The sequence below is a fragment of the Luteibacter sp. HAY1-4A genome, assembly GCF_056755355.1.
On the sequence record NZ_JBNDHZ010000051.1, the window covers coordinates 14,972 to 31,427 of the forward strand.

Below are 16,456 nucleotides of genomic sequence, written 5' to 3' on the forward strand. Positions count from 1 at the left end.
GCTCAGACGATCCAGCGGCCGTCGCGCAGCCGCGGCGCCGCGGCGCGCGCCTGCCAGTCGGCGTCGATGCTGGCCACGTCGTTTTCGAACGTGGCCAGCAAGCTGGGGCTTGCGCCGAGCAGGACCACGCGGCGCACATGCCCGGTCTGCGTGCGCGAAAGTTGCCGTAAAAGCGCACCGTCGGTGGCGCTGGGCACGCCGGGAGGCATGTCGAGGAGGTACACGCCGAAGTGCAGGCTCTGCAGGATGTAGCGCAGGGCGTCGCCCAGGCGCTGGCAGCCGGGCACGCGCATCTGTGCGTCGCGCAGGCTCGCAAGGCCTTCGCCGTGGCGCCACAGGTACACCGCCTGCCCCGTGCGCCGCGCCACCAGGCGGAACTGCTCCACCAGCAGGCCGGTGTCGTTCGTCTTGAGCGCCACCAGCGGGCCCGAGGCCGACAGGATGCGGTCGAAGATATCGTTTCCTACGCTGGAATCCATGTACGGGTCGGGCGGCCTGGCGAGCGCGAAGTATCCGCCCATTGCCGGTCCGCACGCCAGCGCCGTCATGGGCGCATCCGGCCCACCGTACGGTGGGGTATCTCGCATTCGGCCCGGGGGGAAGGTAAGGTGGTGTGCTCATCCGCCACCGCACGATCCGCCATGTTCGAAGGACTTCGATTCAAGCACTGGAAGACCAGCGAGGGCGACGACGGGATCGTCGTCCTTACGCTCGACCGCGAGGGCACCAGCGCGAACGCGCTGTCGCGCGAGGTGCTGGACGAACTGGACACCCTCGTCGAAAGGCTCGCCATCGAGGCCCCGCGCGGCGTCGTCATCCATTCCGCGAAGCCCATGGGCTTCGCGGTGGGCGCTGACATCCGCGAGTTCGTCGAATACGCGCAGACCGGCACCGTGCTCGAGAACATCGAGAACGGGCAGCGAGTGTTCGAAAACCTCGCCCGCCTGCCTTGTCCGACCGTCGCGGCCATCCACGGCGCCTGCATGGGCGGCGGCACCGAACTGGCGCTGGCCTGTCGCCTGCGCATTGCCGCCGACGACGATGCCACGAAGATCGGCCTCCCGGAAGTGATGCTGGGCATCCACCCCGGCTGGGGCGGCAGTGCGCGCCTTCCGCGCCTCATCGGTGCGCCCGACGCGCTGCCGGCCATGCTCACCGGCAAACCGTTCAACGCGCGGCGCGCCAAGGCCGTAGGACTGGTCGATCGCCTTGCCCGCCCCGACGAACTGCTTGCCGAAGCGCGTGAGCTCGCCCGCCGTCCTGTCGCGCGTCCGTTCGCGCTGCGGGCGAAGGGCTGGGCCACGAACACCCTCCTCGCCCGCGCCGTGCTCGCACCCATGGTTCGCAAGCAGACCGCCGCCAAGGTGCGGAAGGAACATTACCCGGCACCGTTCGCGCTCATCGACACCTGGGCGCGCGGTGGTCCCAGCATTCAGCAGAGGCTTCGGCTCGAGGCGAAGTCGGTGGCGAAGCTCGCTACGACACCGACCGCGCGCAACCTCATCCGCATCTTCTTCCTGCAAGAGCGCCTGAAAGGACTCGGCGGCGGCGTCGACCACGGCATCTCGCACGTGCATGTCGTGGGTGCGGGCACCATGGGCGGCGACATCGCCGCGTGGTCCGCCCTCAAGGGTTTCGAAGTCACGCTGCAAGACCGCGAGGCACGTTTCGTCGAGCCCGCCATCGCGCGTGCACGCGGCCTGTTCGAGAAGAAGCTCAGGGCGCCGGCGAAAGTCGAAGCCGCCATGGGCCGCCTGCGTGCCGACGTGGAGGGCCGCGGCGTCGCCGATGCCGATCTCGCCATCGAGGCCATCTTCGAGAACCCCGAAGCGAAGCACGCGCTGTACGCCGCCATCGAGCCACAGTTCCAGGCCGACGAGATCCTGGCCAGCAACACGTCTTCCATTCCGCTGGACGAACTGCGCCAGGGGCTGAAGGCGCCGCAGCGCTTCCTCGGCCTGCATTTCTTCAACCCGGTGGCGCAGATGCCCCTGGTGGAAGTGGTGCGCCACGACGCGCTCGACCCGGCCATCGAAAAGCGCGCCCTCGCCTTCTGCAAGGCGATCGGCAAGCTTCCGGTGCCGGTGAAGGGCACGCCGGGCTTCCTCGTCAACCGCATCCTCATGCCTTACCTCATGGAAGCCATGCGCCTGTACAACGAAGGCGTGCCGGGGCCGGTGCTGGACCGAGAAGCGAAGAAGTTCGGCATGCCGATGGGACCGATCGAACTCGCCGACACGGTGGGACTCGACGTCTGCGCCTCGGTCGGCCGCGAACTCGCGCCGTTCCTGGGCCTGGAAGTTCCGCAAGGCCTCGAGGAAAAAATTGCCGCGAACAAGCGTGGCAAGAAGGATGGCGAAGGCCTGTACGTCTGGAAGGACGGCAAGCCGGACAAACCGGAAGTCGATCCGGATTACGTTCCGCCCGCCGACATCCAGGACCGCATGATCCTGCCGATGGTGAACGAAGCCATCGCATGTCTCGCGGAAAACGTGGTGGACGATGCCGACCTGCTCGATGCCGGCGTCATCTTCGGCACGGGCTTTGCCCCGTTCCGCGGCGGCCCCATCCAGTACGTGCGCAGCGAAGGCGTGGCCGTGGTGCGCGAGCGCCTGGCGAAGCTCGAGCAGAAGCACGGCGCGCGCTTCGCGAAAAAGGAAGGCTGGGACAACCCGGAGCTTTCGGCGCCCGCCGCCTGATTTGTGGGAGCCGCTTCAGCGGCGATGGCACTCGCGGCAGCTTTCCCGCTGCCACGGGATCGCCGGCAAAGCCGGCTCCCACATGAGCGCCATCACCACATCAGGTCGTCGGGAACGCCGTCGTCGGACTCATTCGCCGCGTTCGGATCGACCAGCAGTGCGATGAATTCCGGCGCGATGCCGCGCAGTTCCTCGATCACCGCCTTCTCGACGACCAGATAACGCCCGCCCTGCTGCACGACGCCCAACTCGCCCGCGTTCAACGCGGCGAGCTGCGTCGCATCGACGTATACGCGACGGATTTTTTCGCCATACGGGAAGTGCCGCACCTGATCGGCGTCGGCGAGGTTCAGCGATTTGCCTTTCAGCAGTTCTTCGACCTTGCGCTTCTTTTCCTTGCGCAGACGAGCCTGCTCGGCGGCCTCGGCTTCCGCCTGCTTGCGCTCCGCGGCCTCCTTTTGCGCACGGATGGCATAGGCCTTGGCAAGATCGATCTCGCCGTCCTTGCGCGGCTGCGCGCCTTGGGCCTTGCCGCCCTGATGCGGGCGCCCGGCCTGTCCAGCCTTCGCGCCGGCGTGCGGGCCGCCGCCCTGGTTTGGCCGGCCGCCGTGTCCTGACCGGTCGCCCTGCCCTGGTCGACCGCCGTGCCCTGGCCGATCACCCTGCCCGGGCCGGCCGCCTTGCGGCTTGCCCTGCTTCGGCCGGTTGCCGGCATACGGCTGACCGCTGGTCGAGCCGCCACCACCCTGGCGCGAGGGTGGCGCGGACTTCCTTTTCTCCTCGGGAATTTCCTTCACGAGGCCACTCTTCAACAACTGGTCGCGCAGTGACTCTGCCATCGGTAGGGCTCGTTCTAGTACTCAGTAGTGCGGCGGCGGGGGTTCGGTCGCAGGATCGCTACCGAGCCCCGCTCGCATGTTCACGAGGTCCGAGCGCAGGTCGCGCACGGCTCGCTCCAGCAGGTCGAGCCGGCGGGCGATTTCCACGTCCGCCGACGAAAGACCGTTGACCGTGTCGTCGACGAAGGCGAGGCGCACCTCCAGCTCCGTCAGGCGCTCGTCGACGTCACCCATGTTCGCGTCCGGTCAGGCTGCGGCCACGGCCGATGCCGTAATAGGCGATGCCGGCTTCTTCGACGGCAGCCGGATCGTACAGGTTGCGGCCATCGACGATCACCGGCGTGCCGAGCAACGACTTCACCCAGGCGAAGTCCGGACTGCGGAAAGCCTTCCACTCCGTGACGATGACCAGGGCGTCGGCCCCTTCCAGGGCGTCGTAGGGTCGCTCGACAAGCACGAAGTCGTCGCGCTCGCCGTAGAGGCGGCGCGCTTCATCCGCGGCTTCCGGATCGAAGGCGCGCACGCGCGCACCGGCGTCCCACAGTTGCTCCATCAACCGGCGGCTCGACGCCTCGCGCATGTCGTCGGTGTTGGGCTTGAATGCCAGGCCCCACACGGCGACCGTAAGTCCTTTCAGCTTGCCGTCGAAATGCTTGGACAGCAGTGCGAACAGACGCGACTTCTGTGCGTCGTTCACGGCTTCCACCGCGCCAAGCAACCGGGCGTCGTAGCCGACCGAATGCGCCGTGCGCGCGAGCGCCTGCACGTCTTTCGGGAAGCACGAACCACCGTAGCCCGCGCCGGGATAGATGAAGTGGTAGCCGATGCGCGGATCGGCGCCGATGCCCTGGCGCACGAGTTCCACGTCGGCACCGACATGCTCGGCGATGTTCGCAATCTCGTTCATGAAGCTGATCTTCGTCGCGAGCATCGCGTTCGCCGCGTATTTGGTCAGCTCGGCCGAGCGCTCGTCCATCACCACCATGCGATCGTGGTTGCGGTTGAACGGCGCATAGAGCTTGCGCAGCACGCCGATGGCCTTCTGGCTGGAGGCGCCGACGATGATGCGGTCGGGACGCAGGCAGTCTTCCACCGCGTCGCCTTCCTTCAGGAATTCGGGATTCGACACGACATCGAAGGGAACGTCGACGCCGCGCGCCTTCAGGCGCTCCGCCACGGCCGCACGCACACGATCGGCCGTGCCGACCGGAACGGTCGACTTGTTCACCACCACGGTGTAGCGATCGATGTGGTCGCCGATGGTTTTCGCCACGGCCAGCACATACTGCAGGTCGGCGCTGCCGTCTTCGTCGGGCGGCGTGCCGACGGCGATGAAGACGATCTCGCCATGGGCGATGGCCGGCGCGGCGTCGGTGGTGAAGGCCAGGCGGCCTTCCGCGTGGTTGCGTACCACCATCGGCTCGAGGCCCGGCTCGAAGATGGGAATCTCGCCGTTCTCCAGCCGCTCGACCTTTTTCGTGTCGACGTCGACGCAGACCACGTGGTTGCCCATCTCGGCGAGGCAGGCGCCGGTGACGAGGCCTACGTAGCCGGTGCCGAATATCGTGACTTTCATGGGGCTCCCGATGCGTTCGACGTCGTGTCGTAACGGTCGATTGTATCCCGCCGCCCAACCGCAGCAAACCGATTCGCTTTCCTACAGGATCGGGCACAAAAAAGGGCGCGGATCGCTCCGCGCCCTTTCGATACGTCCGAAGACGCGTTTGCTTACTTGCCGCCGTCGGCCGCCGGAGCCTTGCCAGCCGGGGTCGCTTCCGTCTTGAGCAGTTCGACGTCGAAGATGATCGTCGCATTCGGCGGGAAGCCGTTTTCCGGCTTGGCACCGTAGGCGATGCTGGACGGAATGAACAGCTTGTACTTGCCGCCCGTCTGCATCAGCTGCAGGCCTTCGCGGAAGCCCGGGATCACCGCGGCGAGAGGAATCTTCGCCGGGCCGGCCGGCTGGTGGTCGGCCGAGGAGTCGAACTTCTCGCCGTTCACGAAGGTGCCGGTGTAGTTGATGGTGACCGTGTCGTTAGGACCCGGACGCTGGCCGGTACCGGCCTGGACGACCTGGTACTGCAGGCCCGACGCCGTGACCTTCACGCCAGGGGCGCTCTTGTTCTTGGCGAGGAAAGCGTCGCCTTCCTGCTTGTTCTGCGAGGCGACCTTGTTGTACTCGGCTTCGGCCTTGACCTTCAGCTGGGCGACGAACGCTTCGCGAACGGACTTGGCTTCGGCTTCCGACATGGTCGGCTTCTGGCCCGAAAGGGCAGCCTGCAGGGCCTTGGCGACCGTGGCGGCATCGACTTCCTTCGCCACGAGCGGCGGAAGCGAGCTGGCAAGGTCCCAACCCACGACGTAGCTGGCCTTCTGTTTGTCGACCGGTGCCGCGGAGGCAGCCGGCTTGGCGGCCTGGGCGGATGCGCCCGCAGCCGTACCCAGCGCAACCGCCAGGGCGACGGCCGTCATCGTGGGACGCAAAAAGTGCTTCATTCGATACTCCCTCTCTTGGAAAGATTCGGCGACGCCGCCGGTACACCTCCTTGTGGAGGCGGAAACGCCATTGTGCGGTGGTTCGCGCCCAGCTTGCAATGACGGGGCGAGAGACAGGCTTTCACACGAAAAGTTCAGGAATCTTTCATGGATTGCGACCCACGTCACTCCGGATGGTCCTGCCCGGGCTTTTCGAGGGTGTCCCGGATGGCGGCCTGCAGCCGGGCGTGGACCTGGACCAGCACCCGCCAGAGCAGCCAGGTGAGCCCTACGCCCACCAGAACCAGCACGAGCGCCACCTCCCTCGGAGGCAGGATCGTGGAGGCAAGCGCGGCCACCAGGAGGCCCATCACGGCCATGGCGGCCAGGGGGATGATCCTGCCGAGGACGGAGCGGATCCGGAAAGTCCGCGCGCCGAAGCGGTCGGGAATGGACAATTCGGCAAGAAGCATGCCCAGGGCGCCCGCCTTCCTGTAGGTGGCCACGATCATCGGCAGGGACAGCAGGGCCGCCATCGACCACGCGAGGCTGCGGCGCACGGTGGGCTGGTCGCTCAGGAGGTCCAGGTGGAGGAACCCGCGGCGATAGGCGAAGGCCACGATGATGAATACAGCCACCACCAGCGCCGTGTTGATGATCACGTGCCAGACCAGGCGGCGGATCATCTTCATGACGATGGCGCCCTGCCCTTGCAGGCCCAGGCTGCCCATCCATTCCGTATAGGCGCCGAAGACCCCCGTGACGCGTTTCGGCAGCACCCTGGCCAGGAACCCCGCCAGCGGATCGGACGAACGGATCAGGTAGGGCGTGAGGAAGGTCGTGATTGCGGAAACCGCCACGGCCACGGGATAGAGGAAGCCGCTGGTCACCTTGAGGGTTAGCCCGAGCGAAGCGATGACGAACGAGAACTCGCCGATCTGCGCCAGGCCCATGCCCACGCGCAGCGAGGTGCGTCCGTCGTTGCCGGCAACGAAACTGCCGAAACTGCAGGTGATCACCTTGCCCAGCACCACGGCCACGGTGACCACCGTGATCGGCCACGCGTACTCGAGCAGGAGGTCCGGATCGATCAGCATGCCGATGGCCACGAAGAACACCGCGCTGAACATGTCGCGCACAGGCGTCACGATGCGCTCGATGCGCGCCACGCTTTCCGACTCGGCCACGATCGCGCCGATCATGAAGGCGCCGAGCGCCACGCTGTAGCCCAGTTCGGTCACGAGCAGGCAGAAACCGAAGCAGATGCCGAGCACCGCGACCAGCAGCACGTCGTTGCGGCTCACCCTTGCGATGTAGTCGACCACGCGCGGAATCAGCAGCAGGCCCACCACCAGCGACACCGCCATGAACAGTCCGAGCCGGCCGACCGCCGCCAGGGCCTCGCCCGCCGCGACGCCGCCCGTACTCGCGATACCCGTGAGCAGCGCCATGAGCACGATGGCCAGCAGGTCTTCGACGATGAGGATGCCGAACATGAGCTGCGCGAAGCGCTCGCGCTTCAGCCCCAGGTCCTCGAGCGCCTTCATGATGATGGTGGTGGAGGAAATGGAAAGCATCGCGCCCAGGAACAGCGAGTCCATGGCCGACCAGCCGAAGAAACGGCCGATCTCGTAACCGATCCACACCATCAGCACGATTTCGGCGAACGCCGCCACCAGCGCGGCGCCGCCGACCGCGCGCAGCTTCTTGAGACTGAATTCGAGGCCCAGTGCGAAGAGGAGCAGGATCATGCCCAGCTCCGACAGCGTGCGGATGGTTTCCTCGTCGTGGATGAAGATCACCGGCAGCGTGTGCGGACCGACGACCATGCCGGCGATGATGTAGCCGAGCACGACAGGCTGCCGAAGGCGCTGGAAAAGCACCGTGGTGAGGCCGGCCACGAGCATCACCGTGGCCAGGTCCTGGATGAAGGTGATGCCGTGCATGCGGTTCCCTGTCGATATGTGCCGACAGGTTAACCCGTGCCCCCTCATCCGGGCCTCGGCATTCTCGAATCGTCGAAAGAAAATTCAAAAAAAGTGTAATGAATGCTTGACGGCATCGAGCCCCGGCCGTAATCTTTGCGGCTCCCAAGGGGGCCATAGCTCAGCTGGGAGAGCGCCTGCATGGCATGCAGGAGGTCGCCGGTTCGATCCCGGCTGGCTCCACCAACTTCTAGTACGTCCCCATCGTCTAGAGGCCTAGGACATCACCCTTTCACGGTGGCGACCGGGGTTCGAATCCCCGTGGGGACGCCACTTTCCGGTCCGCCGGAGAGTGTGTCAAGGAAGAAGCAGGAAGTTGGTAGCGTTTGGGAAAGCTTGGAACGTAGTGTGGAGCGGTAGTTCAGTCGGTTAGAATGCTGGCCTGTCACGCCGGAGGTCGCGGGTTCGAGTCCCGTCCGCTCCGCCATTACTTCCAAAGAAGAATCCGCCAGATGGCGGATTTTTTTTGCCTGAAATCCGTGGATTGCCCGGCTTGTTGTGGGAGCCGCTTCAGCGGCGATCCCGCGGCAGCGGGCAGTCGTGTCGCGAGCACCCATCGCCGCTGAAGCGGCTCCCACAAGGTCGCTTCTATTCGACTCGCTCCAGCGTGCCGATCGAATGCCCCTGCTCCGCCAGGTATTCCAGCCAGCGGCTGAGGAAGCCGTTCATGCGCAGGCGGTGCTGCAGCACGGTGTGTGCCGGCGGGAACGGCCCCAGCACGTGCGTGAGCTTGCGGCCCGGATGGCAATGCATCGCCTCCGCCACGTGCGCGTCGGTGTACATGCGCAACTGGGCCGACGGCGACGGCTGGCCCGTGGTCTCGTCGAGGAAGTCGTAGGTGAGCTCGAGTTCGAGCGTGTACGGGTGTTTTTCCTGGATTTCCAGCAAGACCTTCAGCCCGTCGTCCACGTCCGAAACATAACGCCCGGGCGCCAGACGCTGCGGTGCGAACAGCCGCGCCAGGCGGTGGTAGTTCTCCGCATAGAGGCCCATCAGGAACTCGAAGCGTCCTGGGATGAGGGCGGTTGGGCGTTCGATGACGGCAGTCATGGGCGAGGCAAAGGCTCCGTAAGGGGTTCGTCTAATACATGTGTCGCTCGATACCGAGGTACTCGAAGATCTTGCTCGAAATTTCCTCGATCGACGTGTGCGTGGTGTTGAGAACCGGTATGTTTTCCCGTCGCATCAGCCTGTCGGCCTGCTCCAGTTCCCAACGGCATTGTTTCAACGTGGCGTAGCGGCTGCCGGGACGGCGCTGCTCGCGTATCTGCGCCAGGCGGACGGGGTCGATGGTGAGCCCGAACAACCGGCTGCGATAAGGGCGGAGACGTGTCGGCAGTTCCAGCTTGTCGAGGTCGTCGTCCGTGAGGGGGTAATTGGCGGCACAGACGCCGTAATGCAAGGCCATGTAGAGGCAGGTGGGCGTTTTGCCCGAGCGGGACACGCCCACCAGCACCACGTCGGCCTGATTGTAGTCCACGTCCAGGCCGTCATCATGGGCCAGGGCGTAGTTGGTGGCCTCGATGCGGGCCTCGTAGCGTTCGAAATCCACCAGGCCATGGGAGCGGTTCACGGCGCCCGACTGCTTCGCGCCCAGTTCGGCCTCGAGCGGCTCGATGAACGGAGCGAACACGTCGAGCATCAGCGCCCCGCTGCCCGCCACGATGTCGCACAGGTTCCGGGACGTCATGGTGTTCACCACGATGGGACGCTGCCCGTCCTGCGCATATTTGGTCTTGATCCGCAGGCAGGCGGCTTCGGCCTTGGCGGGGTTGTCGATGAAAGGCAGCCGGTGGGTATCGAACTGAACGCCCTCGAACTGGGCCAGCATGCTGTTGCCGATGGTTTCGGCCGTAATGCCGGTGGAGTCGGAGATGAAGAACACGGTGCGGCGCATCGGGCGTTTCCCTGCGTGGTCCATGGGTCAACCTTATCTCAAGACGCCTTCCTAACGATCTACCCCGCATGATCCCTGAACGTTTGTGCGTCGCGCCTTGTTTCCGCGTGGACCGCCCCACGACAATAAACGGATTTTCCAGCGCGGCCCGCGGCCGATCCGACGAACCGATGTGAGGATTTCCCTTTGAGCGACCTGGTACTCTGGCTCGACGCGCTACGCATGACCGACCTGGGCAAGGTGGGCGGCAAGAACGCCTCCCTTGGCGAGATGATCGGCAACCTGGCGAAACTGGGTGTCTCCGTGCCGGGCGGTTTCGCCACCACGGCCGACGCCTTCCAGACCTACCTCGAAAAGAGCGGCCTCGCGAAGCGCATCGCCGAGCGCCTCTCCACCCTCGACGTGGACGACGTGGACGAACTGACCCGCGGCGGCAAGGAGATCCGCGGCTGGATCGTCGACACCGCCCTGCCCGCCGACCTCGAGCAGGCCATTCGCGAGGCTTACATCAAGCTCTGCAAGGATGCCGGCGCCACCGACATCGCCGTGGCCGTGCGTTCCTCCGCCACCGCGGAAGACCTTCCCGATGCCTCGTTCGCGGGCCAGCAGGAAACCTTCCTCAACGTGGTCGGTATCGACGACGTGCTGCACAAGGTGAAGGAAGTCTTCGCCTCGCTGTACAACGACCGCGCCATCGCCTACCGCGTGCACCAGGGCTTCAAGCACGAGGACGTCTTCCTCTCCGCGGGCGTGCAGTTGATGGTCCGCTCCGACGTCGGTGCCTCCGGCGTGCTGTTCACCCTCGACACCGAATCCGGTTTCCGCGACGTGGTGTTCGTGACCGGTTCCTACGGCCTCGGCGAGATGGTCGTGCAGGGTGCCGTGAACCCCGACGAGTTCTACGTGTTCAAGCCCACCCTGCGCGAAGGCAAGCCGGCGGTGCTCCGCCGCAGCCTCGGCGCGAAACAGCAGCGCATGGTGTATTCCGACCAGCCTGGCGAGCGCGTGCGCATCGAGGAAACGCCGGTGCAGGACCGCCACCGTTTCTGCATCGACGATGCCGATGTGGAAGAACTGTCGCGCCAGGCCCTCGTCATCGAGAAGCACTACGGTCGTCCGATGGATATCGAATGGGCGAAGGACGGCCACACCGGCAAGCTGTACATCGTGCAGGCCCGCCCGGAAACGGTGAAGTCGCGCTCGCACGCCACCACCCTCGAGCGCTTCCAGCTCGGCGAAAAGGGCAAGGTGCTGACCGAAGGCCGTGCCATCGGCCAGAAGATCGGCGCCGGCAAGGCGCGCGTCATCCGTTCGCTTTCCGACATGAACAAGGTGCAGCCCGGCGACGTGCTCGTGGCCGACATGACCGATCCCGACTGGGAGCCCGTGATGAAGCGCGCCGCGGCCATCGTCACGAATCGCGGTGGCCGCACCTGCCACGCCGCCATCATCGCGCGCGAGCTCGGGGTACCGGCGGTGGTCGGTTGCGGTAACGCTCTCGACGCCATTCCCGACGGTGCGGACGTCACCGTGTCCTGCGCCGAAGGCGACACGGGCACGATCTACGAAGGCGTGCTGAAATTCGATCGCATCACGGCCGACCTGGGCGCCATGCCCGAGGCCCCGCTGAAGATCATGATGAACGTGGCGAACCCGGAGCGCGCGTTCGACTTCGGCATGCTGCCCAACGCCGGCATCGGCCTCGCCCGCCTCGAGATGATCATCGCCAGCCACATCGGCGTGCATCCGAAGGCGCTGCTGGAATACGCGAAGCAGGACGCCGAAACGAAGGCACGCATCGACGCGCGCATCGCGGGCTACAAGGATCCGGTGTCGTTCTATGTCGACCGCCTCGGGGAAGGCATTGCCACCATCGCTGCCTCCGTGTACCCGAAGCCGGTGATCGTGCGCCTGTCCGACTTCAAGTCGAACGAATACGCCGGCCTGCTCGGTGGCTCCCGTTACGAGCCGCATGAAGAAAACCCCATGATCGGCTACCGCGGCGCCAGCCGTTACGTCGATCCGGGTTTCGCCGCGTCCTTCGCGCTGGAGTGCAAGGCCGTGAAGTACGTGCGCGAGACCATGGGCCTCACCAACGTCTGGGTGATGATCCCCTTCGTGCGCACGCTCGACGAAGGCCGCAAGGTCGTCGAGGTGCTGCGCCAGAACGGCCTGGTCCAGGGCGAGCACGACCTGAAGGTCATCATGATGTGCGAGGTACCTTCGAACGCCCTGCTGGCGGACGAGTTCCTCGACATCTTCGACGGCTTCTCGATCGGTTCGAACGACCTCACCCAGCTCACCCTCGGCCTCGACCGCGATTCCAGCATCGTCGCCCACCTGTTCGACGAGCGCGACGCGGCGGTGAAGAAGCTGCTGGCCATGGCCATTCGTACGGCACGCGAGAAAGGCAAGTACGTGGGCATCTGCGGCCAGGGTCCGTCGGACCATCCCGACCTTGCCGAGTGGCTGATGGAACAGGGCATCGAGTCGATGTCGCTGAATCCGGATACCGTTGTGGATACGTGGCTGCGCCTGGCGAAGAAAAAGGCCGGCTGACGCAGCAGACCTGTGGGAGCCGCTTCAGCGGCGATCTCGCGGCAGCGAGCAAGCTTGCCGCGAGCACCCATCGCCGCTGAAGCGGCTCCCACACAAGGCCGTTTACATGTGCACGGCCACGCCTGCCGCGCGATAGCGCGCGAGCAGCACCGCATCGGTATCGGCGGGCACTACGAGGTGGGCGATCGCCGTCACGGGCGCCGTGTGGTGCGTGGCCGAAGCCACCAATTTGTCGGGCGTGGCGATCGCCACCGTTTCGCCGCTGGCCTCGATGATCGCCTGCTTGAACACGGTTTCCTCCTCGTCGTAGGTCCACAACCCACGCTCCGGATCGATCGCGCATACGCCGGGAAAACAGAGGTCGGCGCGGATGTCCTGCGCCTGCCGCACCGTGCGCGAGCCGATCGCACCGCCTATCCGCGCGTCCACGTGCCCGCCCAGCAGGATCACCTCGAAACCGGGACGCCCTAGCACGGCCATCGCCACGTCCGGTGCGTTGGTCACCACGGTGAGGTCGCGATGGTCCGGCAGTGCCTTGGCGAGCGCGGTGTTGGTAGAACCGGCGTCGACGAACAGGATCTGCCCTTCCCCGACCAGCCCGGCCGCGACGCGCGCGAGGGCGCGCTTAAGTTCCGCACGCTCGCGGTGCCGTTCGTCCAGGGGCGCCACGTGCTGCATGAGCAGCGCACCGCCGTACACGCGACGGCACAGCCCTTGCGAAGCCAGGTCGCGAAGGTCGCGGCGTATGGAGTCTTCCGACACGCGGAACTCGTGGGCGAGGTCCGCGGCCACGACCTTGCCGTCGCGGCCCAGCCGTTCGAGGATCAGCTGCTGCCGCTCTCGTGGCAGCGTCGTATCGGGCGTGGCGTTCATCGCGGAAGGAAACCCAGTTCCACCAGTTCGGAGCGGAGCTGCGCGGGGTTATGGAAGTGAATGCCATGGATGCCGAGGGCTTCCGCGGCTTCCACGTTCACCGCGTTGTCGTCGATGAAGACGGCGCGGGCCGGATCGATGTCGTAGCGCTCGAGCAGGGTTTCGTAGAGTTTCGGGTTGGGCTTCACCATGCCCTCCTGGCCCGACACGACGATGCCGTCTAACAGCGCGAGGAAGTCGAAGCGCTCGATCGCCACGGGGAAGGTTTCCTGCGACCAGTTGGTGAGCCCGTAGAGCGGGTGTCCCGCTTCCTTCAGTTCGCGCAGGATGTGCAGGCTGTCGTCGATGGGGCCGCCGAGCGTTTCTTCCCAGCGATGCTGGTAGGCCGCGATGAGGTCGGCCTTGGTCGGATGTTCCGCCGTGAGGAGGCGAACCGCTTCGTCCCACGAACGGCCCGCGTCCTGTTGCAGGTTCCATTCCGGCGTGGTGACTTCCGCGAGGAACGTTTCCATCGCCGCTTCGTCGTCGCCGAACAGCTTGCGATAGAGGTAACGCGGGTTCCAGTCGATGAGGACCCCGCCGAAATCGAAGATCACGACATCGCGCTTGCTGTGCATGGTTGGCTCCTTGGAACGTTTAACGCCGCGCGATGGATGCGCAGGCCGAGACGACGACGAGCAGCACCGCCACGCCCGCGAGGGCGCTGGAGAGGCTGCTGTGCTGGGCGACGAATCCGATGGCCGCGGGCCCGGCGAGCATGCCCGCATAGCCCAGCGACGTGACTGTGGCGATGGCGATGCCGGGCGAGGTTCGCGGCTGGCGGCCCGCCGCACTGAACAGGACAGGCACGATGTTCGACGCGCCCATGCCCACCAGGACGAAACCCATGAGGGCCGTGGGTCCCCACGGCAGCATCGTGGCGAGGAAGAAGCCCAAGGCGGCGAGGAAGGCGCCGCCGCGAACGATCGTCACCGGTCCCACCCAGGCGGTGATGCGATCGCCCAGGAGGCGTCCGCATGCCATGGCGATGGAGAAAGCCGCATAGCCCAGGCCGGCGAGCGACGGATCGAAGCCACGCGAGTAACGCAGGAACACCGCACTCCAGTCCAGCATGGCGCCCTCGGCGAGGAACACCACGAGACAGAGGAAGCCGAGCAGGAGCACCGCGGCGGAGGGAAGACGGAAGATGGAATGCTTTTCGTCCGTGTCGTGCAGGCGGACGATGAAATGCCGCCACTGCGTGGCGACGATCGCGAGCAGGCCGCCCGACACGGCCAGCGCGCCACTGGTAAGCGGCATGCCGGCTTTCAGCAATGCGGCCATGCCTGCCGAACCGACCAGGCCGCCCACGCTGAAGAGGCCATGGAAGCCCGACATCATCGGCTTGCCCGCCTGTTTCTCGACATCCACCGCGTGCGCATTCATGGCCACGTCGACGACGCCCAGCGATGCACCGAAGAACCATAGCGCCCCGCCCAGCCAATACGCATCCGGCGCGATCGTCAGCAATGGCAACGCCACGCATACCAGCAAGGCGCTGACACCGATCACGTCGCGATTGCCGTAGCGGTGGGTGAGGAAACCCGCGAGGGGCATCGCCATCACGGCACCGCAGCCCATGCACAGCAGCACGAGGCCGAGCGTGGCTTCGTCCAGCCCCAGCCTGGCTTTCGCGTAGGGAACCATGGGTGCCCAGCTGGCCATGCCGATGCCGGAGAGCAGGAAAATGAGTCGGGTGGCGCGGGCGGGATGCATAGGCTTCCTTTCGGGAACGAATGCGCATTACTGTACGAAATCGTGCAACAACGTGCAAATAGTTTTCCTCTTGCATCGTCGCTCGCACCTCTGTACAAATGTACGCATGTCGACACCTTCCCTTACAGAGCGTCAGCAAAAGACCCTCGCCTTCCTGCGGGAATACCTGCAGAGCCAGGGCCTTCCTCCCACGCTGCGCGAAATCGCCGAGGCCCTGGGCTTCTCCAGCCACAGCTCCGCCCAGGCATGCGTGGAGTCGCTCGTGAAGAAGGGCGTGCTGGAGCGCTCGCCGCAGCACCGTGGTCTGCGCCTGCCCGCGGGCGACACCGGCTACCGGGGCATCGCCGCCGCGAACGACCTGCCGCTGATCGGCCGCGTGGCCGCGGGCTCGCCCATCCTGGCCGAAGAGAACATCGAAGCGCAGCTCGAGGTCGACCCCGCGCTGTTCCGTCCGCGCGCCGACTACCTCCTCCGCGTGGTGGGCATGAGCATGCGCGACGCCGGCATCCTCGACGGCGACCTGCTCGCCGTGCACAAGACCGCTACGGCGAACGACGGCCAGATCGTCGTCGCCCGTCTCGACGACGAAGTCACCGTGAAGCGCCTGAAGCACGAGCGCGACCGTCTCCTGTTGCTGCCCGAAAACCCCGACTTCGATCCCATCGAAGTCGACCCACGTCGCCATGCGTTCGCCATCGAAGGGCGTTACGTCGGCATCATCCGCAGGACCTGACCATGAACGCCATCGTCTCAACGCCCCTCGCCCAGGTGCTCGACCATCCCGGTATCTGGCGCCGGTCAGCCGACCGCCAGCCGCGCGTGCGCGCCCTGGCCACGGGCTGGACCTCGCTGGACGCGAAGCTTCCCGGCGGCGGCTGGCCGCAGGGTGCGCTCAGCGAGATCCTGTACGAACACGATGGCCTGGGCGAACTGGACCTGGTGATGCCCGCGCTTGCCGCGCTTACCCAGGAACACCGCCGGGTGATCTTCGTGGCACCGCCTTACCTGCCCTATGCGCCTGCGCTCGCGGCGGCCGGTGTCGACCTGCGCTTCCTGCATGAAATCCATGCCGGTAGCACCGAGGCCGCGTGGAGCATGGAACAGTGCCTGCGTTCGGGCTGCTGCGGCGCGGTGGTCGGCTGGCTGCCCGACATCGACTACCGCAGCCTGCGCCGGCTGCAACTGGCCGCCGAAAGCGGCGATGCCTGCGCCATGCTCTTCCGTTCCGCCGAGCATGCCGCGCAGAACAGCCCGGCCGCGCTCCGCCTCAAGGTCAGCAACAGCGACGAAGCCACCTACGTGGATGTGCTCAAGTCGCGGGGTCTGTTGACCACCACCGCTCCGCTGCTGCGCATGCGGGCCTGATGGAAGCCT

General features: G+C 66.0%; 15 protein-coding genes and 3 tRNA genes. 7 read left to right on the forward strand and 11 right to left on the reverse strand.

Annotated features, from left to right (window positions below; all coding sequences use genetic code 11):
* Positions 1–2: 2 nt before the first annotated feature.
* The gene (locus tag ACPYOD_RS15660) at positions 3–548 is read right to left on the reverse strand and encodes a hypothetical protein (protein WP_481302642.1); all 546 of its coding nucleotides are present in this window, start codon (positions 546–548) and stop codon (positions 3–5) included.
* A gap of 93 nt (positions 549–641) precedes the next feature.
* Here ACPYOD_RS15660 and ACPYOD_RS15665 point away from each other — a divergent pair, with 93 nt between their 5' ends.
* Positions 642–2,699 carry a 3-hydroxyacyl-CoA dehydrogenase NAD-binding domain-containing protein gene (locus ACPYOD_RS15665; RefSeq protein WP_481302643.1) on the forward strand — a complete coding sequence of 686 codons (2,058 nt, stop codon included), beginning with the start codon at positions 642–644 and terminating at the stop codon, positions 2,697–2,699.
* A 92-nt stretch (positions 2,700–2,791) separates the two neighbouring features.
* On the opposite strand, the gene ACPYOD_RS15670 is transcribed toward ACPYOD_RS15665, so the two are convergent.
* From ACPYOD_RS15670 to ACPYOD_RS15690, 5 genes are all read right to left on the reverse strand, one after another.
* Entirely contained in the window at positions 2,792–3,538 is a 747-nt protein-coding gene (locus ACPYOD_RS15670; RefSeq protein ID WP_481302644.1) for a DUF2058 family protein, read from the reverse strand.
* A gap of 21 nt (positions 3,539–3,559) precedes the next feature.
* Positions 3,560–3,772 (reverse strand): SlyX family protein, encoded by a 213-nt coding sequence (locus ACPYOD_RS15675; protein ID WP_481302645.1) that lies wholly within the window; start codon positions 3,770–3,772, stop codon positions 3,560–3,562.
* Entirely contained in the window at positions 3,765–5,114 is a 1,350-nt protein-coding gene (locus tag ACPYOD_RS15680; RefSeq protein ID WP_481302646.1) for a UDP-glucose dehydrogenase family protein, read from the reverse strand. The genes ACPYOD_RS15675 and ACPYOD_RS15680 overlap by 8 nt, the downstream gene beginning before the upstream one ends.
* 152 nt (positions 5,115–5,266) lie before the next feature.
* A complete protein-coding gene (locus ACPYOD_RS15685) occupies positions 5,267–6,034 on the reverse strand; it encodes an FKBP-type peptidyl-prolyl cis-trans isomerase (protein ID WP_481302647.1) in 768 nt (255 codons plus the stop codon).
* A 164-nt stretch (positions 6,035–6,198) separates the two neighbouring features.
* Entirely contained in the window at positions 6,199–7,959 is a 1,761-nt protein-coding gene (locus tag ACPYOD_RS15690; protein ID WP_481302648.1) for a cation:proton antiporter, read from the reverse strand.
* A 149-nt stretch (positions 7,960–8,108) separates the two neighbouring features.
* Between ACPYOD_RS15690 and ACPYOD_RS15695 the strand changes: the two genes are divergently transcribed.
* The 3 genes from ACPYOD_RS15695 (at position 8,109) to ACPYOD_RS15705 (ending at position 8,425) form a co-directional block, all read left to right on the forward strand.
* Positions 8,109–8,184 (forward strand) — tRNA-Ala (locus ACPYOD_RS15695).
* A gap of 11 nt (positions 8,185–8,195) precedes the next feature.
* Positions 8,196–8,271: transfer RNA gene (locus ACPYOD_RS15700), tRNA-Glu, on the forward strand.
* 77 nt (positions 8,272–8,348) lie between these two features.
* Positions 8,349–8,425: transfer RNA gene (locus ACPYOD_RS15705), tRNA-Asp, on the forward strand.
* 161 nt (positions 8,426–8,586) lie between these two features.
* On the opposite strand, the gene ACPYOD_RS15710 is transcribed toward ACPYOD_RS15705, so the two are convergent.
* A complete protein-coding gene (locus ACPYOD_RS15710; RefSeq protein WP_481302649.1) occupies positions 8,587–9,048 on the reverse strand; it encodes a DUF1249 domain-containing protein in 462 nt (153 codons plus the stop codon).
* Positions 9,049–9,079: 31 nt separating this feature from the next.
* The gene (ppsR, locus tag ACPYOD_RS15715; RefSeq protein ID WP_481302650.1) at positions 9,080–9,895 is read right to left on the reverse strand and encodes a posphoenolpyruvate synthetase regulatory kinase/phosphorylase PpsR; all 816 of its coding nucleotides are present in this window, start codon (positions 9,893–9,895) and stop codon (positions 9,080–9,082) included.
* 186 nt (positions 9,896–10,081) lie between these two features.
* Between ppsR and ppsA the strand changes: the two genes are divergently transcribed.
* Positions 10,082–12,454 carry a phosphoenolpyruvate synthase gene (ppsA, locus tag ACPYOD_RS15720; protein ID WP_481302651.1) on the forward strand — a complete coding sequence of 791 codons (2,373 nt, stop codon included), beginning with the start codon at positions 10,082–10,084 and terminating at the stop codon, positions 12,452–12,454.
* Between the two features lie 102 nt (positions 12,455–12,556).
* On the opposite strand, the gene ACPYOD_RS15725 is transcribed toward ppsA, so the two are convergent.
* The 3 genes from ACPYOD_RS15725 to ACPYOD_RS15735 are packed head-to-tail and all read right to left on the reverse strand — an operon-like array spanning position 12,557 to position 15,082.
* Complete coding sequence (locus ACPYOD_RS15725; protein ID WP_481302652.1) at positions 12,557–13,327, reverse strand: DeoR/GlpR family DNA-binding transcription regulator; 771 nt, start codon at positions 13,325–13,327, stop codon at positions 12,557–12,559.
* Positions 13,324–13,944, reverse strand: a complete 621-nt coding sequence (locus ACPYOD_RS15730; protein ID WP_481302653.1) for an HAD family hydrolase — start codon at positions 13,942–13,944, stop codon at positions 13,324–13,326. Before ACPYOD_RS15730 ends, ACPYOD_RS15725 begins: the two co-directional genes overlap by 4 nt.
* A gap of 19 nt (positions 13,945–13,963) precedes the next feature.
* Complete coding sequence (locus tag ACPYOD_RS15735) at positions 13,964–15,082, reverse strand: MFS transporter (protein WP_481302654.1); 1,119 nt, start codon at positions 15,080–15,082, stop codon at positions 13,964–13,966.
* A 106-nt stretch (positions 15,083–15,188) separates the two neighbouring features.
* Here ACPYOD_RS15735 and lexA point away from each other — a divergent pair, with 106 nt between their 5' ends.
* On the forward strand, positions 15,189–15,815 hold the full coding sequence (gene lexA, locus ACPYOD_RS15740) for a transcriptional repressor LexA (protein WP_481302655.1): 627 nt from the start codon (positions 15,189–15,191) through the stop codon (positions 15,813–15,815).
* A gap of 2 nt (positions 15,816–15,817) precedes the next feature.
* Positions 15,818–16,447 carry a translesion DNA synthesis-associated protein ImuA gene (gene imuA, locus ACPYOD_RS15745; protein ID WP_481302656.1) on the forward strand — a complete coding sequence of 210 codons (630 nt, stop codon included), beginning with the start codon at positions 15,818–15,820 and terminating at the stop codon, positions 16,445–16,447.
* Positions 16,448–16,456 lie beyond the last annotated feature (9 nt).

Coding starts and splice junctions, on each gene's coding strand:
- imuA (WP_481302656.1), top strand. CDS start 15,818: ATGAACGCCATCGTCTCAACGCCCCTCGCCCAGGTGCTCGACCATCCC.
- ACPYOD_RS15730 (WP_481302653.1), bottom strand. CDS start 13,944: ATGCACAGCAAGCGCGATGTCGTGATCTTCGATTTCGGCGGGGTCCTC.
- ppsR (WP_481302650.1), bottom strand. CDS start 9,895: ATGCGCCGCACCGTGTTCTTCATCTCCGACTCCACCGGCATTACGGCC.
- ACPYOD_RS15735 (WP_481302654.1), bottom strand. CDS start 15,082: ATGCATCCCGCCCGCGCCACCCGACTCATTTTCCTGCTCTCCGGCATC.
- lexA (WP_481302655.1), top strand. CDS start 15,189: ATGTCGACACCTTCCCTTACAGAGCGTCAGCAAAAGACCCTCGCCTTC.
- ACPYOD_RS15675 (WP_481302645.1), bottom strand. CDS start 3,772: ATGGGTGACGTCGACGAGCGCCTGACGGAGCTGGAGGTGCGCCTCGCC.
- ACPYOD_RS15685 (WP_481302647.1), bottom strand. CDS start 6,034: ATGAAGCACTTTTTGCGTCCCACGATGACGGCCGTCGCCCTGGCGGTT.
- ACPYOD_RS15725 (WP_481302652.1), bottom strand. CDS start 13,327: ATGAACGCCACGCCCGATACGACGCTGCCACGAGAGCGGCAGCAGCTG.
- ACPYOD_RS15710 (WP_481302649.1), bottom strand. CDS start 9,048: ATGACTGCCGTCATCGAACGCCCAACCGCCCTCATCCCAGGACGCTTC.
- ACPYOD_RS15690 (WP_481302648.1), bottom strand. CDS start 7,959: ATGCACGGCATCACCTTCATCCAGGACCTGGCCACGGTGATGCTCGTG.
- ACPYOD_RS15665 (WP_481302643.1), top strand. CDS start 642: ATGTTCGAAGGACTTCGATTCAAGCACTGGAAGACCAGCGAGGGCGAC.
- ACPYOD_RS15680 (WP_481302646.1), bottom strand. CDS start 5,114: ATGAAAGTCACGATATTCGGCACCGGCTACGTAGGCCTCGTCACCGGC.
- ACPYOD_RS15670 (WP_481302644.1), bottom strand. CDS start 3,538: ATGGCAGAGTCACTGCGCGACCAGTTGTTGAAGAGTGGCCTCGTGAAG.
- ACPYOD_RS15660 (WP_481302642.1), bottom strand. CDS start 548: ATGACGGCGCTGGCGTGCGGACCGGCAATGGGCGGATACTTCGCGCTC.